General features: G+C 34.5%; 25 protein-coding genes and 1 tRNA gene. 16 read left to right on the top strand and 10 right to left on the bottom strand.

Features of this window, described 5'->3' with window-relative positions; translation table 11 throughout:
- Positions 1-834 precede the first annotated feature (834 nt).
- Positions 835-1,659: a hypothetical protein gene (locus AAGD87_RS01145; protein WP_022626161.1), complete on the bottom strand. Its 825-nt coding sequence runs from the start codon at positions 1,657-1,659 to the stop codon at positions 835-837.
- A 159-nt stretch (positions 1,660-1,818) separates the two neighbouring features.
- Here AAGD87_RS01145 and AAGD87_RS01140 point away from each other — a divergent pair, with 159 nt between their 5' ends.
- The 4 genes from AAGD87_RS01140 to AAGD87_RS01125 are packed head-to-tail and all read left to right on the top strand — an operon-like array spanning position 1,819 to position 4,106.
- On the top strand, positions 1,819-2,457 hold the full coding sequence (locus tag AAGD87_RS01140; RefSeq protein WP_264339684.1) for an HAD family hydrolase: 639 nt from the start codon (positions 1,819-1,821) through the stop codon (positions 2,455-2,457).
- Positions 2,457-2,951, top strand: a complete 495-nt coding sequence (locus tag AAGD87_RS01135) for an RDD family protein (RefSeq protein ID WP_077188432.1) — start codon at positions 2,457-2,459, stop codon at positions 2,949-2,951. Before AAGD87_RS01140 ends, AAGD87_RS01135 begins: the two co-directional genes overlap by 1 nt.
- A 59-nt stretch (positions 2,952-3,010) precedes the next feature.
- Positions 3,011-3,487 (top strand): bacterioferritin, encoded by a 477-nt coding sequence (gene bfr, locus AAGD87_RS01130; RefSeq protein ID WP_077188433.1) that lies wholly within the window; start codon positions 3,011-3,013, stop codon positions 3,485-3,487.
- A 1-nt stretch (position 3,488) separates the two neighbouring features.
- The gene (locus AAGD87_RS01125) at positions 3,489-4,106 is read left to right on the top strand and encodes an SURF1 family protein (RefSeq protein WP_213863315.1); all 618 of its coding nucleotides are present in this window, start codon (positions 3,489-3,491) and stop codon (positions 4,104-4,106) included.
- 30 nt (positions 4,107-4,136) lie between these two features.
- Here the strand turns inward: AAGD87_RS01125 and AAGD87_RS01120 are convergent, their stop codons facing one another.
- Together AAGD87_RS01120 and AAGD87_RS01115 are read right to left on the bottom strand one after the other, a co-directional pair.
- On the bottom strand, positions 4,137-5,855 hold the full coding sequence (locus AAGD87_RS01120) for a monovalent cation:proton antiporter-2 (CPA2) family protein (RefSeq protein WP_010963130.1): 1,719 nt from the start codon (positions 5,853-5,855) through the stop codon (positions 4,137-4,139).
- Between the two features lie 5 nt (positions 5,856-5,860).
- Positions 5,861-6,433 (bottom strand): thioredoxin family protein, encoded by a 573-nt coding sequence (locus tag AAGD87_RS01115; protein ID WP_006279694.1) that lies wholly within the window; start codon positions 6,431-6,433, stop codon positions 5,861-5,863.
- Positions 6,434-6,541: 108 nt separating this feature from the next.
- Between AAGD87_RS01115 and tmk the strand changes: the two genes are divergently transcribed.
- The gene (gene tmk, locus AAGD87_RS01110) at positions 6,542-7,132 is read left to right on the top strand and encodes a dTMP kinase (protein ID WP_182309943.1); all 591 of its coding nucleotides are present in this window, start codon (positions 6,542-6,544) and stop codon (positions 7,130-7,132) included.
- On the opposite strand, the gene AAGD87_RS01105 is transcribed toward tmk, so the two are convergent.
- From AAGD87_RS01105 to AAGD87_RS01085, 5 genes are all read right to left on the bottom strand, one after another.
- On the bottom strand, positions 7,125-7,379 hold the full coding sequence (locus tag AAGD87_RS01105; RefSeq protein ID WP_338481950.1) for a hypothetical protein: 255 nt from the start codon (positions 7,377-7,379) through the stop codon (positions 7,125-7,127). The genes tmk and AAGD87_RS01105 overlap by 8 nt on opposite strands.
- Positions 7,380-7,474: 95 nt before the next feature.
- Positions 7,475-7,897 carry a hypothetical protein gene (locus tag AAGD87_RS01100; protein ID WP_341817661.1) on the bottom strand — a complete coding sequence of 141 codons (423 nt, stop codon included), beginning with the start codon at positions 7,895-7,897 and terminating at the stop codon, positions 7,475-7,477.
- Positions 7,898-8,051: 154 nt separating this feature from the next.
- On the bottom strand, positions 8,052-9,890 hold the full coding sequence (gene ftsH / locus AAGD87_RS01095; protein WP_012673393.1) for an ATP-dependent zinc metalloprotease FtsH: 1,839 nt from the start codon (positions 9,888-9,890) through the stop codon (positions 8,052-8,054).
- 12 nt (positions 9,891-9,902) lie between these two features.
- A complete protein-coding gene (gene tilS, locus AAGD87_RS01090) occupies positions 9,903-11,198 on the bottom strand; it encodes a tRNA lysidine(34) synthetase TilS (protein ID WP_007548788.1) in 1,296 nt (431 codons plus the stop codon).
- 184 nt (positions 11,199-11,382) lie between these two features.
- Positions 11,383-11,862 carry an OmpA family protein gene (locus AAGD87_RS01085; RefSeq protein WP_182309861.1) on the bottom strand — a complete coding sequence of 160 codons (480 nt, stop codon included), beginning with the start codon at positions 11,860-11,862 and terminating at the stop codon, positions 11,383-11,385.
- A gap of 275 nt (positions 11,863-12,137) precedes the next feature.
- Between AAGD87_RS01085 and AAGD87_RS01080 the strand changes: the two genes are divergently transcribed.
- From AAGD87_RS01080 to AAGD87_RS01040, 9 genes are all read left to right on the top strand, one after another.
- Positions 12,138-13,565, top strand: a complete 1,428-nt coding sequence (locus AAGD87_RS01080; protein ID WP_341817660.1) for a carboxypeptidase — start codon at positions 12,138-12,140, stop codon at positions 13,563-13,565.
- Positions 13,566-13,588: 23 nt separating this feature from the next.
- Positions 13,589-14,665: a rod shape-determining protein gene (locus AAGD87_RS01075; RefSeq protein ID WP_007548791.1), complete on the top strand. Its 1,077-nt coding sequence runs from the start codon at positions 13,589-13,591 to the stop codon at positions 14,663-14,665.
- A gap of 316 nt (positions 14,666-14,981) precedes the next feature.
- Positions 14,982-16,094, top strand: a complete 1,113-nt coding sequence (gene mnmA, locus AAGD87_RS01070) for a tRNA 2-thiouridine(34) synthase MnmA (RefSeq protein WP_182309863.1) — start codon at positions 14,982-14,984, stop codon at positions 16,092-16,094.
- A gap of 949 nt (positions 16,095-17,043) precedes the next feature.
- Entirely contained in the window at positions 17,044-18,258 is a 1,215-nt protein-coding gene (locus tag AAGD87_RS01065; RefSeq protein WP_264339702.1) for a hypothetical protein, read from the top strand.
- 69 nt (positions 18,259-18,327) lie between these two features.
- Positions 18,328-18,834 carry an inorganic diphosphatase gene (ppa, locus tag AAGD87_RS01060; protein ID WP_151807542.1) on the top strand — a complete coding sequence of 169 codons (507 nt, stop codon included), beginning with the start codon at positions 18,328-18,330 and terminating at the stop codon, positions 18,832-18,834.
- Between the two features lie 399 nt (positions 18,835-19,233).
- Positions 19,234-19,324: transfer RNA gene (locus AAGD87_RS01055), tRNA-Ser, on the top strand.
- Between the two features lie 184 nt (positions 19,325-19,508).
- Entirely contained in the window at positions 19,509-20,654 is a 1,146-nt protein-coding gene (locus AAGD87_RS01050) for a SurA N-terminal domain-containing protein (RefSeq protein ID WP_182309700.1), read from the top strand.
- A 97-nt stretch (positions 20,655-20,751) separates the two neighbouring features.
- Positions 20,752-21,372, top strand: a complete 621-nt coding sequence (locus AAGD87_RS01045; RefSeq protein WP_182309699.1) for an oxidoreductase — start codon at positions 20,752-20,754, stop codon at positions 21,370-21,372.
- Positions 21,356-21,907 (top strand): 5-formyltetrahydrofolate cyclo-ligase, encoded by a 552-nt coding sequence (locus AAGD87_RS01040; protein WP_341817659.1) that lies wholly within the window; start codon positions 21,356-21,358, stop codon positions 21,905-21,907. Before AAGD87_RS01045 ends, AAGD87_RS01040 begins: the two co-directional genes overlap by 17 nt.
- A gap of 188 nt (positions 21,908-22,095) precedes the next feature.
- On the opposite strand, the gene AAGD87_RS01035 is transcribed toward AAGD87_RS01040, so the two are convergent.
- Positions 22,096-23,082 (bottom strand): hypothetical protein, encoded by a 987-nt coding sequence (locus AAGD87_RS01035; RefSeq protein WP_341817658.1) that lies wholly within the window; start codon positions 23,080-23,082, stop codon positions 22,096-22,098.
- 136 nt (positions 23,083-23,218) lie between these two features.
- Here AAGD87_RS01035 and elbB point away from each other — a divergent pair, with 136 nt between their 5' ends.
- Both elbB and AAGD87_RS01025 read left to right on the top strand, forming a co-directional pair.
- Positions 23,219-23,926: an isoprenoid biosynthesis glyoxalase ElbB gene (gene elbB, locus AAGD87_RS01030; protein WP_039963711.1), complete on the top strand. Its 708-nt coding sequence runs from the start codon at positions 23,219-23,221 to the stop codon at positions 23,924-23,926.
- A gap of 175 nt (positions 23,927-24,101) precedes the next feature.
- Positions 24,102-24,410 (top strand): hypothetical protein, encoded by a 309-nt coding sequence (locus AAGD87_RS01025; RefSeq protein ID WP_010081942.1) that lies wholly within the window; start codon positions 24,102-24,104, stop codon positions 24,408-24,410.
- A gap of 2 nt (positions 24,411-24,412) precedes the next feature.
- On the opposite strand, the gene AAGD87_RS01020 is transcribed toward AAGD87_RS01025, so the two are convergent.
- On the bottom strand, positions 24,413-25,978 hold the full coding sequence (locus AAGD87_RS01020) for a peptidoglycan D,D-transpeptidase FtsI family protein (protein ID WP_265024186.1): 1,566 nt from the start codon (positions 25,976-25,978) through the stop codon (positions 24,413-24,415).
- Position 25,979 lies beyond the last annotated feature (1 nt).

Below are 25,979 nucleotides of genomic sequence, written 5' to 3'. Positions count from 1 at the left end.
GCGATAGGCTACATTATAATTTAATCACCTGTCAATAGACTTCTTGCATAGTTTTTGGCAACAACCGTTAGAAACGAAAAAACTTACTTGACAAACTCCGCCAGCCCCCTTATCATGAAACTGAAGGTATTCAGTTATCTTCATCTGTGCAGATTAAACAGCAAGAAAACAACGTAGTTGGCGTCTTATTTTTAATTTTTTGCACTATGTGCACCTTATGTCTTCACAATATTTCTAGGTTTTTACCTACACAAGCTGAAACGCGCTTATAAGTCGTTTAAGACAGTATAGTACGCCAATTTGCAGGATTAGGGAGTGACAACTAGCTAACACGGGGTTTCTTTTGCCTTTTTTTCTGCTTAGTAAATTTCTTAAACATTTAAACTAAGGTGAGTTGCATTTAAAAGCAGCTAAATTGCAGTGTTTAAGACTTAAAAAACGCCAATGTTCTAAAATAGATATTAGCTGGGGCTTCTTTTGCCTTTTTTTTTGCTTGGTAAATTTCTTAATGTTTATAGCTAACATGAAGCTAAGTACGAACTTTGTTAAATACAACAAATGGTGTCATCCCAGTGCTCCTTTTTTTGTCATCCGAGTAGCTGACACTGGGATCTATTTTGCATGTAACTCCAATTGTGTTTTGGCATAAAACGCGACGCGTATTAGACTTATTTGCAAGCAAAGCTTGCTAGATCCAAGTAGTCAGGGCACTGGTATGACATCATAGGGACACTGGGATGACACCCTGACAATCGTCATCCCGCTACTTGTTAGCGGATGAGATACCGCGGCGGTATGACGGTTCGTGGCGGTATAATGAAGCTTGAAAGCGGATCACCTTTCACGACCCGTGTTTACTTCATTCACTTTAGGAGTATTAACAGGCGTTATTGCCGGGTTCTCAAGCTTTGTTGCCTGCTTCAAACCCTCGCTTACACTTTTGTCCTTTAAAATTTCATCAAGCTGCTTACTCTTTTGTTGCTCTTCGTTATTTGACGTATCTCTTTGAGCATCTTCTTTCATGCCACGAGCATTCTCTACATCCTTTTCACCTTCACCTAAAAATTTTTCTAATATTTTCTTAACAAAGCGCTTCAGAAGACTCAAAAACCCTTCTTCTTTTTGATTTTCTTGTGGTTGAGGCGTGTTATCTTTTTTGTCCGGCTCAGTGTTGAGCTTCTCTTTTACAGAACTCTTGCTCACTGAGGGATTAACGGTTTGTGAATCGTGCTCTGATGCTGTTTGCACAGAAGCTTCAGTAGTCTTTTTTTGTGTATTATGTTCAAGGTCTTTAACTGCTGTTGTAGTTTTTCTCGGAGTGTCTTGGAGTTTTTTGTCACTTTTTGGCTCTGCAACTTTTTCACTTGTGAAGATGCCCTTCCCTTTATATTGTTGGTCAAGCTCAGCAATTCTTTCAAAATCTTGACGTACTTTTTCATCTGCACGTCCTTTTTGACTTTCAAATTTCTGACTCAATTCTGCAACGTTTTTCATTTTGTTCTCAAGCTCCTTACTTTTCACAGCTTTTAGAGCCTCTGTTCCTTTTGCGATATAATTAACCTTCTTTTCTAATGAGGTACCTTCTGGAAAAGCACCTGGAGAACGTTCAAAAACATCTTTAAACTTTTTTTCAACACTTTCTTTAGATGTCTGGGCCATACCTGTTACCTATTAAAACATATCATATAACCAGTATGTTAGCTAATTATATAAAAAACAGTTAACATAACTTGTGGTAAAGAGTAAGAGCGTCCTATTTATATTTTTTTTATTAAAATGTTATTTACTTATTAATTTAAAATATATAACAATATAGAAATGAAAAACAGCCCATTAGCAGTAGTATTCGATTGGGATAATACCTTAGTTGACACTCAAGATAACATTTTTAATGCTATTAAGCATACCATAAACTCAATGGGGTATAGTAATAAAGCTGCTGATAGAAATTCCCACGAGTCAAGAAAGAGCTATATGGTCAATTTATTTGGCGATCAGTGGAAAAAAGCGAACCAGATATATCAACAATACTTAGATAATGCGCTATTACAAAACATTGCTCTGAATCAAGGAGTAGAGAAAATGTTGCAGACACTGAAAAGCCACAATATTTATCTAGCAATAGTAAGTAATAAGAAAAATACTAATTTACGTAAAGAAGTTGCCTATTTTAAACTAGATTCCTACTTTGAAAGAGTGGTTGGGTCATGCGATACTGCAGAAGATAAACCATCTGTAACCCCACTGCTATTTGCATTAGAAGAGAGTACGTTGCCTATAAATAGAGAAAATGTGTTTTTCGTTGGTGATAGCATCACAGATGTTCTGTGTGCACAAAATGCCAATTGTTTACCTATTATATACGGTCAATCAATAAGCGGTTATGAAGATTTGTTATGTTTTCAACATTTTGATAAACTTACAGATTTTGTAATAAAGTATTTAGAAGATAGGTAATGACCGCTGTTACAGAGATTGCCAGTATAACAAGACGCTTTTGCGCGTATTTAATAGATGTAGCAATTTTATTAATTCCAACTTTATTAATTATACTGCTATTAGAGGATTCTCCGTTGATCTTACATCTATCATACATGTGTGTAAATTGTAGTTACTTCACATATTTTATATCTTCAAAGGCCCAAGCAACTCCCGGTCAACAGTTAATGAATATGTATACTATCAATTTAGATAATTCTAAAATAGACTTGAATTTAGCGTTTGACAGAAGCTCTTCCCAGTTTTTTCTTCCTTTGTTAAACAGTGTAGTAGTTGTCCTTACTGAATTTTTGCGAGATCAGGAAGTATTAGTGAATGTCTTGAGTGCATTGAAAGTAATTATAGTGCTACTCACTCTCTGCTGGTATCTAGTTGCTTGCTTCTCTAAGAAAAAACAGACATACCACGACATGCTATTTAATACGGTTGTTATCAAAGGAACTATTAAATGAGTTGCTATAACTATCGTTATCATATAAATTATGCTGATGAATTGAACTAAGGGAAGATTATGAATGAAGAGATAGTAAAACATTTGAACAAATTATTGACCAATGAGCTGACTTCTGTACGCCAGTATCTTTTGCATTTTGCGATTCTCAAAAACAATGGAATTAATAGACTTGCAGAAAAGGTAAAAAATGAGCTTAACGAAGAACTTGAACATGCAAACAAGTTGGCAGAAAGAATTTTGTTATTTAAAGGAGTCCCAAATTTTCAGGATACAAACGAAATATCAAAGTATGATGGAAAGTTTACAAAAGACACAATACGGAAAATCTTAGAAGCTAATTTGAAATTAGAGGGAAAAGGTATTAAGGATATCAAAGAAACGATTTCTATCGCTGAGAAAGAAAAGGATTTTGTTAGTGTAATGTTATTAGAAGAGATGTTAAAAAATGAAGAAGAGCACTTTCATTGGATTGAGAAACAGATCGATCTTATTGAACTAATGGGTGTTGAAAACTATTTAAGAACACAAATATAGAGTGTTAAAAAAGATAGTATTTATTTTAATTATACCTTGCTCACTTCTTTTTTTATTAGGGTTATGGCAAATATTCAGATTGAACTGGAAGAATAATATTATTAAAAGTATGAGTCTTCCAGTGGTTCATCTATTGCCCAATAACGACCTTGAAAAATTTAACTATAGGCATGTCAAGATTGATGGGATTCTAAGTGACATAGAACTATATGTTTTTGCAGGGCAACACGGCTATCACGTGCTGTCTCCTATGTTGCTCACCACTGGACGTTACATGTTGGTGAATAAAGGAATAGTCGGAGAAAAAAAGGAGAAAAAAGTAAAAATTGAAAAAGTAGTTGCAGATGGAATTTTATATTGCGATAGCAATAAAAGTAAAAATTGGTTTATCAAGAACGATACTGCTTCGAATACATGGTTTACCCTGAGTACAGAAGAAATTTCCAATGAGTTAGGTATTAAGCTAGAGAAGTGTGTATTGTGGCCGAACAATTTTGGCAGCAAAGTAGCTATACAGCCAATGAAGCATTTGGAATATGCAATCACTTGGTTTGCACTTTCCTTAATTTGGTTGATTATGTGCGTAATTTACTATAGGCAAAACCTCAATAAAGCTTGAAGCTTTCTGTACATAAAATTAGAGAAGTAGTTATTCATCTTTATCACTACCAAGGTCTTTTAACATACTGTAATTGCCTTTTCTGAATCTACTTTTTAAAGACGTAACTCCACTTTCGCTAATACCACTAAGGCTCAGTGCAGCTCCACCTAGCTGCAATCCTATCTCAGATGTTTCAGGAATAATTTTACTAGCTCCTAGATCTCTATAAACCTCCACATTACTCAGATCTGGTAAGCGTATTACAATATTTACATGCGGAAAATTTGCTGCAACTAAAGAAACAACTTTTTTTATAGTAACTTCATTCTTTATTGAAATAACGAGAGCTTGAGCTCTTTCTATTCCTACCGATTTTAAAATTTCACATCTTGTAACATCTCCAAGATATATAGGAAAACTATCACTTTTTCCTTCTTTGACTATTTTCGATTGAATATCTACAACAACGTAACTTAAATGCTCTGCCGTAAGCATTTTTGTTACCATATATCCCACTCTACCAAATCCAGCAACTATCACATGGTTATAAAGATCTTGTGTATCTGTTTCAACAGCTTCATCATCTAATATTGTTTTCTCAGTGCTAAATGAGTTTGCTATCCAATCTCCAAGCCCCGATAAAAGAGGAGTGAAAGCCATGGTTACTGTAGTTACCATCATAAGTACTTGAGCGATTTCACTTGGTAGCACATTTAGCTCATCTGCTAAGCGAAACAAAATAAACGCAAATTCACCGCCTTGTGAAAGCAGTAACCCAGCTTGTATAGCAGGTGCACTCTTAAACCCAAAAAATCTACACAATATATATATAATAGATGTTTTTAAAACGATAAGGATAATCGATAATAAAGTAATTAGTGGTAACTTATTGAGTAAAAGTTCGGTATTGATGGACATACCAACAGTCATGAAAAATAAGCCAAGAAACAAATCTTTAAATGGCAATACTGCGTGTTCTACTGAGTGTCTATATTCTGTTTCTGCAACTAACAATCCAGCAACAAATGCACCTAATGCTAACGATAAATGGAATTGCTCAGTAATAAATGCTGCTCCTAATACTATTAAAAGCGTTGTTGATATAAAGATCTCATTACTTTCCATTTTAGCAATAACCGAAAATAAAGGTCTAAGCAATAATCTACCAGTTATAAATATCAGCACTAATGCAATAGCTGCTTGCACCAATGAACCTGCCAATGAGCTTATCAGGCTGTGCTCAGAATTGCCAGTAAGTAAAGGTACCAATACTATTAATGGTACCACTGCAAAATCTTGCATTAATAGCACTGCTATCGACAATCTACCAACCTGACTTGCTTGAGAACCTTTTTCTTGCAGAACCTGCAACACTATTGCTGTTGAGGATAGCGCAAGCCCACCACCAATAACTGTTGCTATATTCGTATTCACTCCGAAAGCAAGAGCGATGCACCATATTGCTACCATGGTAACTATAACTTGAAGAGAACCGAACCCAAATACATGAATACGCATAGCGATCAGGCGTTCAAATGTCAATTCAAGGCCTATAATGAATAATAGAAAAACTACACCAAATTCTGCAAGATTATCCATTGCTTCAGCTGAGTGTATCAGATTAAATCCGTGAGAACCAATAACTGCACCTGCAACGAAGTAACCAAGCACTGGACTAATATTCATTTTCCAAAATGCTATGACTATAAACACAGCAGCAGAAAGCAAAATTATAATATCAAACAAATGCTGAGAGCCACTGTGCATGATATTTAACCTGTAGAATTAGACCATTTAATTGAGCAGCCAATACTTGATTTTTGGTCAATTGGAGAATTACCAGTTTCTGCAATAAATTTCATAGCTTGAAATAAGTCACTACTTCCTACTTCATAGCTTTGAACCTTTTCTTTTTTTGTGTCGTTAAAACGTCCACGATAGCAAAGGTTTAAATTGGAATTAAAGCCGAAAAAGTCAGGAGTGCAAACAGCCCCGTATTCTTTAGCTATTTTCTGTGTACTATCAATTAAATATGGAAATGTAAACTTATTTTCCTTGGCAAAATTAATCATATTTTCAAAGGAATCTTCTGGATATTCATTTACATCATTTGGCATTATTGCAATGGTGTTTACCTGATAATCTTTTTTCAATTGATCAACATCGCTTACCAGATTGCTAATAATTGACTGAACGTAAGGACAGTGATTGCATATAAACATTATAATAAGACCATTTTTTCCACAACAGTCACTTAATGCATAATATTTATTGTCTACTCCCAAAAGATTAAAATCTTTTGCAGTAAAACTAAAATCGACTTTAGGAGTATTCAGAGCAACCATAGACTATTATTATACCATATGTAATTTACGGTCTTATTATTTAAATGTCAAACGGTTTCTATGTATACTGTTTGCATATTCTTTTTTAGTATTATAATTATAAAACTTATGTTCATAACTTTCGAAGGAATAGACGGCTCTGGTAAAACAACACAATCTAAGCTACTTGCAAATCATTTTAAGCAAATTCACGGCGAAAATAATGTGGTATTGACTCGAGAACCAGGTGGTACTGATTTTGCAGAAAAGATAAGAGGAGTGTTGTTAACAAATAATATTGATCCTATTTCTGAACTCTTGCTACTTATCTCGATGAGGCACGAACATATGAAAAAATTAATATTACCAGCTCTTGCAGAAGGAAAAATAGTGATTTGTGATCGGTTTATTGATTCAACTATTGCATATCAAGGATATGGGTTTGGAGTTGACTTAGGGCTAATAAGGGACTTACATAAGCTAGTGGAAATTAAATATCCAGATATTACATTCATTCTAGATATTGATGTTAAAGTTGGGTTAAATAGAGCAAAAGACAAGAATAAATATGAAGAAATGGATGTTAATTTTTACAATAAGGTCAGAAAAGGATTTCAGGAAATAGCCATAAAAGAGCCCGTTAGGTGCAGTGTTATCACTGGAATTGAAACAAAAAATGATAATCACGTACACAATGAAATTATTGATAAAATCACCTAGCTTGTGATAGAAAATTATCAATTTCAGGTAACATTATTTCATATGAATAACTTTTTGTTTGAGTAGCTAAAAAATCCTGTATTTTGTCTGGATCTTCTTCACTTATCATCTTATATGCCCTTGCGAGGTTCATTAATTCACTTCTATTTTTTTTATTGCTTACTTCAGTAATAGTAAAAAATTGATCAAAATGGTCTAAGAGGTCTTTATTTTTTATTGAAGACACAATATCGTCAATTTCTTTCACATATAATGCAAGTTTGTGTGCTTTACTACGATCTTCAAAACAAAGATTAACAAGCACGTTACGAAACCTATCTTTCGTAGTACTTCTCACTTCTGCTAATAAGGACTTAATATAGCCTTTCTTATAATAGTCCGAATGCGATAAGATATGTGTTTATGGCTATAGCAGGCCAGTAGCATATTACGGTCTGTTCGGATTATTGTAAAAAGAGCTATATTTTCTTGGCAATGCACTCTCTTTACCGATTCAGCCGGTTCAACCATACCAAGAACATTCTTTACCAAAGATTTTTCTTCACAACTAAATATGAACATGTAATAACCCATCGATAAAGTGAAGAGCAAGAACATAGCCGGAAGTAAAAACGGAGCTAATACATTTTGTGACGCAGGGAAAATAAACCAGGTAACAGTTGCTATTGACACAGTTACAAATAATCCTGATAAACATAATTGTGCTTTTCTTCTATAATTCTGATCAATAACTGTACTTACACCAATAGAAGCTATATCAATCATTACTCACACCTCATTAAACATTAATACTAACTGAATGATAGCATTATTGTGATGAAAATGCAATATTATGAATATTTTAATACAATTTATATTGACAGTTACAATTCTGAATGTTTTATTGCAGCGTTAGCTGATTAGCATTTTTAAGATGAGGTCAACTCTCATAGAGAGAGGATTTTTTTATTTTCTCATTCTTCTCATTTTCCTCTCTAACAATTTTTTTTCCATTTAATATGTCCTTTATTTCATCTCCTGTTAAAGTTTCAAACTCCAGTAGATTTTCGGCAATGAGATCTAAGCCTTTCTTATGCTTGGTCAAAATGTCTTTTGCTTTTTCATAGCAAGAAGATACAACTTTCTTCACTTCTTCATCTATAAGTTTTAACGTATCTTCAGAAATTATCTCAGAACCATGTATGGTTTGTTCGCGATTGTGATAGATCGGGCCTATTTTGTCACTCATTCCCCATTTTGTTACCATAGCGCGTGATAAATCAGATGCTTGTTTTATATCCGAAGATGCACCGCTTGTGACTTTATCGTAGCCAAAAATTAGCTCTTCTGCCACTCTTCCACCCATTGCAACAGTTATATCTGCTAGCATCTTTTCTCTTGTGAGGGACACTCTATCTGTTTCTGGTAGTCTCATAACTAAACCGAGTGCCCTACCGCGTGGAATAATTGTTGCCTTGTGTATAGGATCAGAAGCAGGCATATTAACAGCAATCATCGCATGACCAGCTTCATGGTATGCAGTCAGTCTCTTTTCCTCTTCTGTCATAATGAGAGATCGCCTTTCTACGCCCATCATCACTTTATCACGTGCATATTCGAAATCATCCATGGTAACAATCTTCTTGTTTCTTCTTGCAGCGATAAGTGCAGATTCATTCACCAAATTTGCTAGATCAGCCCCTGAAAAACCTGGTGTTCCTCTTGCAACTGTTTTCACGTTTACATCTGGTGCTATTGATATTTTCTTTATATGAGTATTTAATATCTTTTCACGCCCATTTATATCGGGTAAAGAAATAGTAATCTGTCGGTCAAAACGACCAGGTCTAAGCAGTGCTGGATCTAAGACATCCGGACGGTTAGTCGCAGCAATTATTATTACACCTTCATTAGACTCAAAGCCATCCATCTCAACTAATAACTGATTTAATGTTTGTTCTCTTTCATCATTGCCGCCACCAAGACCAATGCCACGATGTCTACCCACCGCATCTATTTCATCTATAAAAATTATACAAGGAGCATTTTTCTTGCCTTGATCAAACATATCACGAACACGACTTGCACCAACACCCACAAACATTTCAACAAAATCAGATCCAGAAATACTAAAGAATGGCACATTAGCTTCTCCTGCAATTGCACGAGCAAGTAAAGTTTTACCAGTTCCAGGAGAGCCAATCAAAAGGCACCCTTTTGGTATTTTTCCACCTAATATTTGAAATTTTTGCCTTTGTTTAAGAAAATCAACGATCTCTACTAGCTCTTCTTTTGCTTCATCAATTCCGGCAACATCATCAAATGTTACTTTTTTTCCACTAGTCATGAGTCTAGCCCTTGACTTGCCAAAGCTTATAGTTCTGTTGCCCCCCGCTTGTGTTTGTTTAAGAAAGAATAGCAAGAAGCCAATAAAGATAAATGTTGGGACCCATGAGATAAGTAATCCACCAATTACGTTCATGGCAGAATCTCCAGTTGAAAAGGAGAATCTCACTTTTCTATCATGTAAATTTTTTATTAGGTCGCTATATATGACACCGCTTGAATTGAAACTTGAACCGTCCCTGAACTTGCCTTCAATGCTCTGGTTTTTTATGACAATATTTTCTACATCATTGTCTTCTAGTCTAGTTAAAAATTCCGAAAAAGGTATAATTGTTTTACTTTTACCTACATTTCCGCTGAACTGAATATAAGCAACTGAAATAAGAACAATAATTACTAACCAGATCAATAAGCCTTCTAAAAATTTTTTCATTTCTATTTCTAACTAAATACTAATCAAGCTTACCAAATTTTGTTTTATCGTGCTATTAATAATGCATTGAACCTTATCGTCATTGGTATTTTTTCCGTTATAATTTACATCAGGATAAGCAAGCACCTTTCCATCTTTTAGCACTACAGGCAAAGAATAGAAAACTTCAGGGCAGCAGTTGTAATCCTTCAGAAATTCAGGAACTTTTTGTGTTTTTTTTAATGGAGCGATGATAACTGAACACTCTTGATTTCCGAGTATTGTGCAGCTAAATCTGTTATCCCATTGAGTAGGTTCATTTAAAGGTAGGTTTAAGGTAATTTCTTGTATCTTTGACGATTCTCTAATTATCAAGATATTTTCTCCATGTTTTCTTATTTTACACCCAGAAAGTGTACAGTTAACATTACTATCCTTTTGCAATATTTTATTAAATATTACGATAAGGCTGTTGTACCTTGGTTTATAATGTTTACTGGCAATTGCCATTATGGAGTAAAGAAGAAGCCTCAAGGCTATTTCCTCTGGCAATTGATAAAACTCACTTAGTTTAATTTCAATATAACCAAGATCATGCACATTAACGCAGTCATTAAACGCAAGGCGTGTGTAGTGCATCAACGCTTTTGCAGCTCTTTTCATATGAAGGGCTGTGAGGCATATTCGCTCTGTTAAAATCTCTTGATTATCACTTGCTTTAAGTAAGTTACGGTATAAAGTTCGCCTGTATTTTAAGTCATAGTTGCTTCTATCTTCGATCCATTTTAACCGATGAAGCTTAGCGTACTTTTCTATTTCACTACGACTAAAATTTAACAATGGCCTAAATATATAAATACCATTTAGGAAAGACTTGTAGTCCATTGATGATAATCCATCTACGCCACTACCTCGCTCTAATCTTAACAAGAACGTTTCTGCTTGATCATCTTTGTGATGAGCAACAAGTAAATATTTAACATTATTATTTTTACACCACTCTGCTAGTAACTTATACCGTGCTTTTCGTGCCTGTAACTGAATATTGCCTTTAATATTTTGCTTCTCCCAATTTAATATGAACGATTCCTTTGCTCCAAGTTCCTTTGCATAACTTACAACAAAATCAGCTTCTTTTTGAGACTCTGGACGTAACCCATGATTTACTGTTAATGCTGTAGGAAGTGAAAGCTTGTTTTTTTTTGCCCAGTTAGTCATTAAGTGCAGTAAGACTATACTATCTACACCACCTGATACTGCAACTGCAACTTGATTGTTATAGAAAGCAAAACTATTAACCACATTTTGAAATAATAACTCTAATTCCATTATGTCTCTTGATGGCCAGACAGGTCAGATCTCTTACGTCATACCGCGACTTATTTGTGGTATATATAGATCCCGCTAACAAGCAACGAAATATGACAAGTTTGTCCTTTTTTGTCTACCCCAGTGCCCTTTCTTTATGTCATCCCAGTGTTTGACACTGGGATCCAGGTTTTAATGCAAGAAACTATTTCTTTATTCCAGAAAATGAAAATTCCACTCTACGATTTTTAGCATGCTCTTTTTCATATTTAGAATTTCTAGAATCATCTTTTACATTAACCAAAGGCTCAGTTTCACCTTTAGAAGCAGTTTTTATTCTGTTTTCTATGTAGGGTGTACAACTAACCATAAATTTTTTAGCTGCATCTGCCCTTCTAGCGCCTAGCGCAAGATTATATTCATGAGAACCACGGTTGTCAGTGTGACCAGTTAAAGTAACCTTCGCGTTAGGGTTATCTTGTAACACCTCCATTACGTCAAGTAATGCATCTGCACTTACTTCAGCAATACTAGATTCATCATAACCAAAGAAAACTCTTTTATCACCTATCTGCTTAACAACAGAATTTATTTTATTTGTTGTATTTGCTCCTTTTTTTGGGCAAGAACTTACACCAGTAAGTAATAAACAAAAACAGCACATTATAACCAGTCTACTCCACATTACTAAACCTCCATAAATTTTAAATAGTGCGTAACTTTAATTTCAGTAGCTAATATCTCTCCATATTGTAATATAGTCAAGAGAAATAAAATACTAAATACTTTTTCTACAACCTTACAATTAATTTTCCTATAATATGCTGGACTCTGAGTAGAAAAATCCAATAAAAGAATAAAAAGTACAATTTTTTATTGTACTTTAAGCAAATATACTTTTAACTTTATTATTAATCTATTACGGTATTAAACAGATGTTTTCTAAAATAATGAACAAATATGCAATCTTATAAGTTTTTAGAGGAAGTATTATATAGGGTAAAGAATATCGAAAATACGCTAAAAGTACTAAACCAAAGCCAATTGAATATAGAGGACAAAGTTGAACAAATGAGTCTTCTAGAAGAAATCAGACATGAAATTATCTCTCATGACGCAATAAAGGAATCATTAGCAGATGCTCTTGGTAACAAAAAAAGTTCAAATACTCAGCAGCTAAAGTTAATAGAGAGAATACATAAAAGCAACAGTGCTGTTCCTATTGATTTAGTAAAGTCTTTATCCAAAGCTAAGGTTGAATGCCAAAATTTATGGAAGCTATCTCATTCTGAAACCAGTAACTTAGAAAAACTAAAAGAACGTTTTACTGATTTAATCACACTCATTCGCGAAGTAGCTTCTATAAAATCGCAGCAATTAAAATGCTCAAAATACGACTCACTGCTTGCTGACTATGACTCTGATATCACAGAAAAGAATATAAGGGAAGTATTCCCCAAGGTAGGCAAATTTTTTAGCGAAAATGTAGATAAAATAATTGAAAAGCAGAAAAAGGATAAAGATAAGGTTACTAATATACAAAAAGTTGCTACTCAGAAACAGATTGAACTTGGCTCATTATGTTTACAGCAAATGGGTATTGCACTAAATGAGATTCGTACTTCTTATTACTACCCTATAGATTATGATGAATCTGATTTTTGTTATGGTTTATTTTCACTTTTACGGCATAGTGGTTATGCAATTTATCAAAAATGTTTAGCGCAAAATTCTATAAGTAGTCCAATTACGAGACATGTTATGTATGAAACTCAAGGGTTATTCATGGAAAGGATGATTGGAACATCCAGAGAATTTATTGAGTTTATTCAACCACACATAAAAGAGAAATTTGCTATAAAAGGCAAAACTAACGAGAAAGTTAGCAGTGTTGAAAATTTGTACTTGATTTTCAATGAAATAAACCTTTCTTCTTTTTTAAAAAATGCAGATGAATTTAGTCTGTTAGCTCATATTATGTTGAGAACTAGGTTAGAACAAGATATAATAAATGGTACATTGGAAGTCAAAGACCTGCATGATGCGTGGCTGGAAGGTATGAAGCACTATAAAATTCCAGTAAAAGCTGAAAATGAGCTAAACACTTATTTTCAAGATGAATATTGGGCAAGCGGTGTTATGGGCTACTTTCCTATAAAAATTATTGCTTTAATTGCTGCTGTGCAGATTTTCTCTTGCGTTAAAAAGAATCATTACGAATCATTAAGTGCTATAATAAAAGGAGATTTTAGTTTACTTATCAGTTGGTTATCTCAAAATATATACAGTGCAAAGTGTGGCCTGGAACTGCTAAAAAAAGTAACAGGTAAGGGTTTAGACGTTGAGTGTGTTACTTACTACTTATCTGAAAAGTATAATTTGTCTTAATAAATGGTTTTCTTGAGTTATGTATGAATTTTGTTCGAAAATTAACCGGAAAGTTTTATAGCCTTTTCACTTTCAAAGGTTTATTCGCTAGCGATATTGCTATAGATCTTGGCACTGCAAACACTTTAGTTTATCAGAAAAATCAGGGAATAGTGCTTGATGAGCCTTCAGTTGTAGCAAGAATAAAAGAAAAAGGAAGTTACGTTCCTTATGCTTTTGGTAAAAAAGCTAAAATGATGCTTGGGAAAACGCCTGGAGAAATAGAGGCGATAAGGCCCTTAAAGGATGGAGTTATTGCTGATTTTAAAAGTGCGGAAGAAATGCTAAAATATTTCATACGCAGTGCAAACACAAAATTCACTGTTAATAAACCTAATATTATCATATGCGTTCCATCTGGATCCACGCCAGTTGAAAGGCGTGCTATACAAGATGCAGCAGAAAGTGCTGGTGCAAATGAAGTATTTTTAATTGAAGAACCAATGGCTGCAGCAATCGGAGCTGGGCTCCCGGTTACTGAACCTGAGGGTTCTATGATTGTTGATATAGGAGGCGGTACAACTGAAGTTGCAATTATTTCTTTAGGTGGAATTGTTTATTCACGTTCTGCCAGAGTAGGTGGCGATATTATGGATGAAGCAATAAAATCATATATTCGTGAAAATCATAAGTTATTAATCGGTGAAACAACCGCTGAGAAAATTAAGAAAAGCATAGGTTCAGCCAGTCTGCCAGGTGAAAATAACAAAGAGGGAATGATAATTAAGGGCAGGGATTTAGTGAGTGGCATGCCAAAAGAAATGCTTTTATCAGAATACCAAGTTGCAGAGAGTTTAATAGAGCCTGTACATCAGATAATTTCTGCTATTAAGACTGCGCTGGAGAGCACTCCACCTGAACTTTCTTCTGATATAGTCGATAGAGGAATAGTTTTATCCGGTGGTGGTGGATTATTACGTAATCTAGGTAAAGTTATCAGTGAAACAACAAAATTACCGGTTCGTGTTGCAGATGACCCACTTTGTTGTGTTGCCTTAGGTAGTGGAAAAGTGCTTGAAAACATGGATTATTTTGGCCATGTTTTATTCAAGCAAGATTAAATTATTTTTGAAGGTAGTTTATCGAATTGTTTTGATGGAATTATGTAATATAAATGAGATCCCAGTGTCATGCACCAAGTAATTTGAAGGCAACTTCTAGCAGAAAAGGGTGTCATCCGAGTAGCTAACACTGGGATCCAGGAAACTTGATTACAAATAAATATGCTGTTTTAATGAATTTGTGTAATAGAAGCTAGATTCCAGTGTCAGCTACTTTCATGACATCATCTACTATGTAAATTGCCCCCAAATCAAAACGTTTGCACAGTTGTATGTTGGAATGACACAAGATTTGCGTTTATAAATTAAGGCGATTATGCTAAAAGAATTTGAAATTGAACCTCTGCTAAAAGATAAAGCTCCGCACCAGACCAAGGCTATTGTTGCAATGTCCGGGGGAGTTGATAGCTCGGTTGCTGCAGCACTGCTACATAACCTTGGGTACCAGGTGATAGGTGTAACTCTTCAGCTATATGGCACTGATGGCAATGCTAACGCAAGAAAGGGTGCATGCTGCGCTGGACAGGATATTTATGACGCTAAGCGTGTAGCTGAAAGTGTTGGCTTTCCTCACTATATTTTAAACTACGAGGAAATATTCAAAAAGGAAGTAATAGAGGATTTTGCGAGTACCTATATGCGTGGGGAAACTCCCATACCATGCGTGAGATGTAACCAAACGGTAAAATTTCGTGATCTATTGCAAGTTACAAAAAATCTTGGTGCGGATGTGCTCGTAACAGGACATTACGTGAGAAGGTTAGAAAAAAATGGTGAGGTAAAGTTGTGTAGAAGCATTGATAAGAGTAAAGATCAAAGCTATTTTCTGTTTGCTACAACAAAGGAGCAGTTAAAGCTTTTGCGATTTCCACTAGGTGGGTTCTATAAAAGTGATATAAGAAAATTAGCAGAATATTTCAGCTTACAAATTTCTGAAAAGCCAGACAGTCAAGATATATGCTTTGTTTCCGAAAGCTATAGTAAAACAATAGCTAAATTAGCTCCACAATCCGTACAGAAAGGCAGAATTGTGGATGTGAATGGAAAAGTGCTAGGTGAGCACAGTGGCATAGTAAATTTTACAGTGGGGCAAAGAAAGGGCTTGGGTATCGCACACAATGAACCTCTTTATGTGATAAAAATTAATACAGAAAATAATGAGGTTATAGTAGGTCCGATCAACGTATTAATGCAAAAAAAAATATTGATCAAGGAGTTAAATTGGTTAGAACAACCAAAGGAAGGTATGGAAGTAACTGTGAAGCTGAGATCATCACATGCGGGAAGTTTAGCAACAATACATTCAATTGACGAAAAAAATAAAGCCTGTGTCATTTTAAACGACGATTACTTTGGCATCAGTCCAGGTCAAGCCTGTGTAGCGTATAAAGATGAGCAAGTAATTGGCGGTGGATGGATATGCTCTTAACTAAAAGCTTTAATGCAGAGTGTAAACATACAATAGACTTCTTGCATAACCATATAACATTGGGAATAGAAACAAAAAAACTTGCTTGACAAACTCCGCCAGCCCCCTTATCATGAAAGTGAAGCTATTTATTTATCTTCTCTGTACAGATTAAATGACAAAAAAACTCACGTATCTGGCGTCTCATGTTTAATTTTTTGCACTATGTGCACTCTATGTCTTTATCAAATTTCTGGGTTTTTACCTACACAAGCTGAAATACGCTTATAAAGCATTTAAAACATTAAAAAACGCCAACTTAAAAAATGGATAGTGAATAACTAGCTACCCTAGGGTTTCTTTTGCCTTTTTTTCTGTTTAGTAAATTTCTTAACGTTTATAATTTAGATTAGTTGCGGCTTAAAAGCAGCTAAATCGCGGTTATTAAGTGTTTAGAATAAAAAAACGCCATACTTGAAAGTATAATGTAAGTAATTAGCCAACCACGGGGCCTCTTTTGCCTTTTTTTTCATTTGGTAAATTTCTTAATGTTTGTAGCTAAACGACAACCGTCATCCCGCTGCTTGTTAGCGGCTAAGAGATACCGCGAATGAATCGCGGTATGACGGTTCGCGGCGGCATAAAGATAAGTCTCGTCATCCCGCTGCGTGTTAGCGGAATCTCTTGTTAGCGCTGCGGCGGTATGACGGTTCGCGGTGGCATGACGATAAGCCTTGTCATCCCGCTACGTGTTAGCGGGATCTATGTTGAGAGATACCGCGAATGAATCGCGGTATGACGGTGTAGATAGTATCCCGCTGCGTGTTAGCGGGATCTCTTGTTAGTGCCGCGGCGGTATAGCTATACCTTTTTCTACTTAGTTTGGGTTATGCAAGAAGTCTAATAACATTTATTGCTATTTTGCCATGTATCCCTTATACTATAAAGTAGAACATTATAGGTTTCAGCAATGATAAAAGAAATTGAAGAACTAATAAAAATTGTTGGTAAGGGTAATTTATTAGAGACGTTATTTATTTTTTTAGGTAGCTTTCAACATGCTGACTTAGATCGTTTTATGGATCACAGGAATCACATAGGTCTGTCTGCATTCATACAGAAGCAAGATGAACAATTAGATTACTATTTTAACTTAAAATTTAGTCTACAAGGGCTGTTTTTAATTTATGCTCTAGCTTATCGAATTCTAAGTGAAAACAATAACCTGAATACTAAAGATGTCATAGATAAAATATATGAAGTTATTAAAGGATCTGAGTTAAATGAATATATAAATGAAGTAGTAGATGGAAGAAAATTAGATTTACTTAACATCTTAGCAAATCCAAAGAGAGAACCAATATTTAAAACAGAAGAAGATTTTGAAAATAAAGTACTCATTGGTCTTAGAAAGTTACTAAGTGAAGGAAATACATTAAACAAATATGACAGAGAATTTGCATTAAATAAGTGCGTTATCAGCAGCTATTATTCCATTCATGACATAAAAGCAGATAAAGATATAGCATTGTTCTTTTCTTTGGGTGGTCACTATAAAGAACTTTCGTCATCTAACAAAACAGTAAAAAGAGAAGTATTAGAGATATGTGAGAATCAGTTAATAGAGAGCTATATAATGTTCTTAGCTGGCAAACTACACATGATCGGATTATCAAGTAGAGATAAATATACAATCGACCATGAGAATGTGGATCGGCAAGAGAAAGCATTGAAAATGGATGGATTAATATATCCTATAAATACAAAAAACACCCTAGAGCAACTGTTAAAAAACCAAAATAGTGATGAATTTGAACAATTAATAACGAGCCCTGATAATATATACTACTCAGTGCTGCAAGAAGAGAATGAATGTAGGCCAAATCCTATCACCAGCAAGAAAAAAGAAAAAGACCATAAAAACACAGTCTGTAAACTTATTTTAGGTATGTTTGTATTATCTGTTGGGTTATATGTTGCTGATTATTTCTTTATGGAGCAAAAATTATTTAATCCAATAAAAGGTGTCCTACCACAGGATAATTTTGCTAATCTAGTAATTGCTGCAGTGCTTACTATCGTAATAGTATATGCTTTATTTCAATTATCACAGGAATCACCACTTTCAACAGTCAATAAGATGACGAATGAAAATTTAGGACCGCTCCATGCAAAACAAGCTTAGAACTACATAAATGTGGCAACTTAAAAGCACATATTGTATAATGCTTATTCTTAAGTTAAGAGGTGATTTATGGATTTAAGTAAAATAACAGCGGGACCAAATGCGGTGAATGTGGTAATTGAAATAAGTGCAAATGCTGAGCCTGTAAAGTATGAATTTAATAAAGAGCTTGGGTTGTTACAAGTTGACAGATTTTTGTCTACCTCAATGACTTATCCTTGCAATTATGGGTTTATACCAAATACCTGTGCAGGTGATGGTGATCCTGTGGATGTTTTGGTGCTAACTCAATTTCCCTTAGCATCTAGTGTTTTAATATCGGTGCGTCCAATAGGCGCATTACTCACTAAAGATGAAAAAGGAGAAGATGAGAAAATATTAGCTGTGCCTGTTTCCAGTGTTGATAGCTATTATGACAATATAAAGGACTATTCTGACTTATCTAAAAGCCTACTAGATAAAATTACTCATTTCTTTTCTCATTATAAAGATCTAGAAAAGGGAAAAACGGTAGCAGTTGGAGAATGGGTTGGTGTGGAAGAAGCAAAGAAAATCATTGAAAAAAGCAGAAATTAGTTTTTATTGATTTATAGCTAAAGTGGCTTAGGTTTGCCCACAATTTGAAAAACAACAAATTCGTCATTCCGCTACTTGTTAGCGGAATCTATACCGCGCACAACTGTACGAACATTGCAATATGGCACATAGTAAACGATGTCATTCCAGTGCGTGACACTGGGATCCAGACTTTCCGTAAAAACGTTATATTTTAACATAACACTTATATGCTCACCAACTTAGTGCTAATCAAAATCCTGGATCCCAGTGTCTGGGCACTGGGATGACAAGAAAGGGAGCACTGGAATTTTTGTTTCAGCATTAGCCATGCATCTGAACAGATACAAATATTGCAATTAAAAGCATTAGACAGGTGGTAGAGGTCTTGGTATTATATAATCTTTAGGTTCTAAATTTGGAAGGGTGGCCGAGCGGCTGAAGGCGGCGGTTTGCTAAACCGTTATACGACCCAAAAGTCGTATCGAGGGTTCGAATCCCTCTCCTTCCGTATACTGTTTTTAGCACGGTTTAAATTCGCTATATTAGCATGTTTTTAGCCTATTTACCAGCGTACCTGATTTTGTTGCAATGGTTTTTATTTCCATTGTCACTGAGATCACTATTAAAAAGTTGGCTAGCATTGACTAAGTATTTATTATAGAATTGGTTATTAACTAAACAACTTTACTTGTATGTATAAAATACTAATTTTACTGTTGATAGTGTTGCCACTTAGGTTGCTTGCAACCGAGATTGAAATTGTTGCAGATGTAAATGGTGAACCAATTTCAAATTTAGATATCGAAAAACGCATCAACTTTATAAATTCATTGTTTGGCACTCAAAGTGTTAATCAAAAAGAAGCAAAGCCTCAAGTGCTTAGGGAGCTAATAGACGAAATTATCATTATCAATGAAGCACAGAGGCTGAATATAAAATTGAGCAACGAGGAGTTAGATAATGCTATTATGTTATTTTTAACCCAAAGTTTTAAACTTAAGGCTAATGAAGTTGATCAATACATAGAGAAGCATAATATAGATCTTGGTATTTTAAGAAAACAAATAAAATGTCAGTTACTGTGGAGCAAAATTATTGAAGTAAGAATTGTGCCATTTATTAATATAAGCGATAAAGAAGTAGATGATGTAAAAAGGCAAACAGAAAAGCCGGATTATCTTATCACGTTCCAAGAGTTTATAATTCCTGATCAAAAAGACAAGGACGTTTATGGTATAGCTGAAGATTTAGTAAAAAAATTACGCAACAGTAATAACCCAGAATCTCCAATAAAGATGCGTAAAGCAACAGTTAATTTAAGTCAGCTAAAAGGAAAACTCAAGAGCGTTTTAGAAGGATTAGAAACCAGCGACATAGCAGGTCCATTCAGTTTCAGTGAAGGTTACTCCGTTATAAAAGTAATAGATAAAGTACAACTTAATCATGCACTGCTGGAAAGCACTTTAAAATTAAAACAGATTGTGGTTGAAGGTTCAGAAAGTTTATTAGATAATCTCAAGGAGCAAAAGGTCAGTTGTTTAAATTTTGATAAATTGGCAGATAATTTTAAGCTGCCAAACGCAAAAGAATTTGAAATAAAAATGCGAGATTTAAATCCTGATTTACAGATTTTATTTAGTAAAACAAGTGTGAATGAAATAGTAGAATTGAGAGAAAATGGCACTGCAAAGTTGATGATGTTGTGTGATATCAAGAGTAATGTAGCGGGTATAGAAGCAATCAAACAGAAAATGTACCAACAAAAGATTATGATACAAAGCAACTTGTTATTAGATGATATGCGTAAAAATGCAGCTATCAGTTATCGGTATAGTTGAAGTCAGAGAGTGTCCTTGTCTTTGTGTATAGAACTATATAAATTACTTTGTTCTATAAAATTTCAAAAAATTTGAACAAATGCAGTTAAAATAGCACATGAAGAATATAATGCTAATTGGTGGTGGAGTTGGAAATGCAGTGTTATTTTCGATAGGGAAGGCATGTCTTGAAAATAATAACAAGGTTTTGTACTTTGCTGGCTATAAGAAGTTAAGTGATGTATTTAAACGAGCACTGATAGAGCGTGCATCAAATGCAGTAGTTTGGGCATGTGAAGAAGGATTGATAGAAACAAGCAGAGATCAAGATAAATCCTTTCATGGTAATATAGTTGATGCAATAGTCTCTTATCAACAAGGAAGATTAGGTATTAATTTGAACGTTATAGATAAAATTATCACTATTGGTTCTGACAAAATGATGAAAGCTGTGAATGAAGCTAGAAAAACAATTTTAAAGCCATATCTAAAATCAGGCCACATAGCAATATCATCAGTTAATTCTCCTATGCAGTGTATGATGAAAGAAATCTGCGCTCAGTGTGTGCAGCAACATATAAATGCGAAAACAGGAGAAAGAAGTTTTGTTTATAGTTGCAGTAATCAAGACCAGGATATGGAGTTTATTGACTTTGACTTTTTAAGTGAGCGTTTGAAGCAAAATAGTTTACAAGAAAAACTTACTGCGAAATGGATAGATCATGTTCAAAGATATTAAACAGCACAAAAAGGAAATAAGAGAGCAATATAAAGCTATAAGAAAAGATATTGATGAAAGTTATTCCAGTTATGCAGCAAATTCCCTTATTAATCTCTTTAATCAGAACTTAAGCTACGTTAAAGGCAAAACAATTGCGGCTTACATTCCAATGGACGGGGAAATAGATGTTGTGCCTTTGATGCATAGTTTACTCGATTTAGATTATAAAGTAGCAATTCCTAATAAAAATAAGTTACTAAAATTTGAGGAATGGAACAAAACAAATGAAGACGTAATTCCTGACGTAATCATTACTCCTGTTATTGCTTTTGATGATCATTTTAATAGATTAGGTTTTGGCGGTGGTTGGTATGACACAATGATGAAAAAATTACGGCCGCTTGGAAAAATATTTATAGGTGTAGCCTATGAGAAACAATATTGTAAAAATCTACCTGTAGAACAACATGATCAAAAATTGGATATTATAATCACTGAGATGTGTGTTAGATGTGGAAGTGGGTTGCTCAAAAAAGTGGATAAAAAAGAATAGATCTCTACCTTTCCCATTCCCTCCCTCTCCAAGCCATCAGAGGGTTTTGGTTTCTCCTGTACTCGCTTGTTCAGAACTTGGACTATCTAATTGAGGAACTGGTGACTTCATTTGGTTATAGCTCTTTTTACAATAATCCGAACAGACCGTAATATGCTACTGGCCTGCTATAGCCATAAACACATATCTTATCGCATTCGGACTATTATAAGAAAGGCTATAACTTTATCATTAACCATTTTTTCTACCTCCTCTATTTTACCCTCACCAATGGCCATAATTTTAGATTGAAATTTCTCCATAAGTTCCTCAAGTGCTTCCTTATCACTTTCATAAGTACTAGTACCTTTTTCTCTAAGCTTTTTCATGTCATCTTCTGAAAAATTTTGAATAGTTCCATTCTTTACTAACTCTTGTATAGCAGATCGCTGCCCTTCATTTTGAAGCATGCCTATGACCTTTGCTTTACTCTGGGCGTTTTTTATTTTTTCACCTTCTTCGGACATATTATAGCCTATAATCTCTTGAGCCAAACTGTTGTATAATTTACTAAAGTTATCTTTTTTTGGCCCAACCTCAGGCAATTTATCCCCTAAATTTTTAGATAAACTTTTCACTGCTTTTCCTGCATCAATCGCACCTTCTTTTATTTTTTCCCCTGCCTTTACTATACCTATTCCTACATAACGTGCTCCAATAGCCACAAGCGCTATTAATGTAGCAAGCACAATAAGTGGAGAAAATGCTGCTCCTAATACCATTACGGCAGAAGCTATTCCAATTTTTTTATTTGCAGATGCTGATTTAAAATAATTGACTAGATTGTCCAGTGGACCTTTATTATTATTTATAACATTACTTATTGCTTGTTGGTTAACAGATTTTAACGCCTCTTCTATTATTTTTGAGTCAACATTTTCAGAAGTTAAATCTTTAAGTGCTTCTTCAATGAGTTTTATAAATAATTCTTTATTTACCTCCTTTTGCAAGCCTTGGTCATTAATTGCTAAACCTAAATCTTTGAGGTTCATCCCTTTAACTTGTTCTGATAGGGTTGTAAATAACTCTTTTTTCCCCTCTTGTGAGGATTGTGCAATACTTTCTATTATATCTGAAATAGCTTTTCTTAGTTCTGGATAGTCAGTGTCAAAAAACATACTATTGCTAGATTCCATATTCAGCTTCGTTGATTATAAATATGCCTAATTATACATACTAATCATTAATTATATTATAATTGATATAACATACCCCTTTCCAAATATAGAATTTGTATTAAAATATCTAGATTATATGAAATCAAGGTACTTTATGGGTGAAAAAAAATTAAAAGCTGCTGTGGTCTTATCAGGGTGTGGTCACCTTGACGGTGTAGAGGTAAGAGAAGCGGTTTTAAGTTTGCTTGTGCTTGATCAGCAGGAAGTGGATGTTAAATGCTTTGCACCTGATATCAATATCACACAAGTTATGAATCATAGAACAAAAGAGGCAACAAAAGAAAAAAGGAATGTACTTGTGGAAGCAGCAAGAATCGCAAGAGGCGAAATATATGACTTAAAAGAAGCCAAAGCTGAAAATTTTGACATGCTAGTTGTACCTGGTGGATACGGGGTTGCGAAAAATTTATCTGACTTAGCTGAAAGTAAAGACATGGTGACAGTAATGCCTGAATTTGAAAGATTAGTTTCAGAATTTTTTGTTACAAAAAAGCCAATAGGAGCGATATGCATATCTCCAGCCATCATTGTTTCAATTTTAAGTAGCAAGATAGGTAAAGAAGAAAGTAAGGTTAAGGTAACTATAGGAGATGACAGAGAACAGTTGATAGAAAGGCTTGGCGGCGAGCACATAAAATGCGATACAGAGTTATCAATAGAAGACGAAGAACATAATGTATTTTCCTGTTCTGCTTATATGCGTAGCGACGAAAGTACATACTCTGTATATCAAGGGATAAAGCATATGATTGACAGCATGGTAAAAAAGATTAACAAAAAAACTAAACAGCCATTCCTATAAGGTGTACTAAATAAGACTTCTCTATTAATCACACAATTAACTGTTGAATTTTACATTTCTAGCTGTATTATGGCTACGTAGCTAAAGTAACTTAGGTTTATCGACGCTTTACTACTTGTTAGCGGTGTGGTGTAGTGGCCATATATGTTTAGTTCTTTTTTTTAAGGTATTTTATATGTCAGATCTTTTCTATATTGAAACTACGTGTTGTGTGGACGGTCAGTGTGATGTCTATACAGGGGAAGTGAGTTTTAATGATGTCATGTTAGGCAAGTTCAGTCTAAATTCGTGCAGCGGGAAAGAAGCTATGATAAATCTAGACATTATTACATTCGATATTAATATCGCTATTGATGGTCAAAATGGAAAGACAATAAAAAAAGACCTTAAAGGTCTTGAATTTGTAACTAAAGATGATGGTTCTTGGTATATTAATAAGGATTTTGGTGATGATAAATTTGAAGTTGTAGTAAAGCAATCATAATTTTACATCTCAGGTGTAACATTTAGTATAGGCGCTATTCTATTTATAATGTTCTTTACTATAGGCGCAGCAATTATTCCCCCGGTATGGTGCATCCCTTGAGGCTCATCAATAGCAATTAGCACTATGTACCTTGGGTCAAGCATAGTTAGCACTCCTATAAATGATGCTATGTTTGCATCTTTGCTATATTTACCATCTACAACTTTTTCCGCCGATCCAGTTTTTCCTCCTATTGAATATGCCTTTATTTTTGCTTTTCTGCCAGTGCCATCTGTTACTGCTGCACGTAATAATTTTCTCATTTCCCTGGAAGTTCTTCTTGAGATAATTTGCTCTCCTATACTTCTTTTATTCAACATCAAGGTTGCGTTATGAAATATCCCATTATTGATTAATGCTGCTGCAGTTTGTGCAAGATGTATAGGAGTTACAGCTATGCCATAACCATAAGATGCTGTTATTAAAGTGTTTTCACTCCATTTATCCGGGATTATCGGTGTGGATTTTTCTGGTATTTCTATTTTCAAAGGAGAAAATAGCTTCATAGCTTTAAAGTATTCTACCTGTTTTTCAATACCTAGTTTGACTGCAATTTTTGCTGCACCAATGTTGGATGATTTTACAAATATATCTTGCACAGTAATTTTTGGAATTTTAGATTTATGAAAATCATGAATTTTATACTTTCCAATGGTGATTGGTGTTGATACGTCATATAAATCGCTAGTTTTTGTAGCGTTCGCATCAAGCGCTGCGGCTATTGTAAAGTATTTTAATACCGACCCCATCTCATATACCCCAAGACTGGCACGATTAAACTTTTGTATGTCTTCTGCCTTATTCTGTAAGTTGGGATTAAAATCAGGTAGGCTGACCATCGAGATGACTTCACTATTTCTCACATTTAAAACAATTCCTACTCCGCCAAGTGCCTGATATCTGCTTACAGCTTTAGTTAGCTCTTCATGCACTATGCTTTGCACTCGTGTATCTAAGGATAGTATTATGGGCTTTTCTTGCTCATTGTTTTTACTTATATACGCCTCAACTCCTGCAATACCATTGCCATCTATGTCAGTGTAACCAAGCACGTGTGAAAATAAATTACTGTGAGGATATATACGCTTTATGTCGTCATAAAAATTTACTCCTGGTACACCAGCGTTTTTGATCGCTAGTAATTCTTTTGGAGTCAAGTGCCGCTTTATCCAAGCAAATTTCTTTTCTGAAGTAAGTACTCTATATAAGTTCTTGTATTCGAGGTCATGCAAAGTAGAACACAGTTGTGCTGCTATACTTTCCGGATTCTTTACTTTGGTTGCATCTATATATAGTGATGTTGTGGGCACATTTGTTGCTATTACCACTCCATTTCTATCTAAAATATCAGGTTGTTTATGTACTATATTATCTTTTCTAAAATTTTCTGAAGTAGTAGGTTGATCAAATGTTAAAGAGAATATGCGAAAAATAATTATTATATAAAATATAAATAATGGTACTATAAAACACAGTGAGCGGAGCTTATTTTTAAGTAATGCTTGCATATTTACTTGATTTGACAAA

It is taken from the genome of Wolbachia endosymbiont (group A) of Pherbina coryleti (assembly GCF_964026875.1).
Lineage (GTDB): Bacteria > Pseudomonadota > Alphaproteobacteria > Rickettsiales > Anaplasmataceae > Wolbachia > Wolbachia pipientis.
Note: the sequence above shows the minus strand (reverse complement) of the source record. Positions and strands in the feature narration are given on the sequence as shown.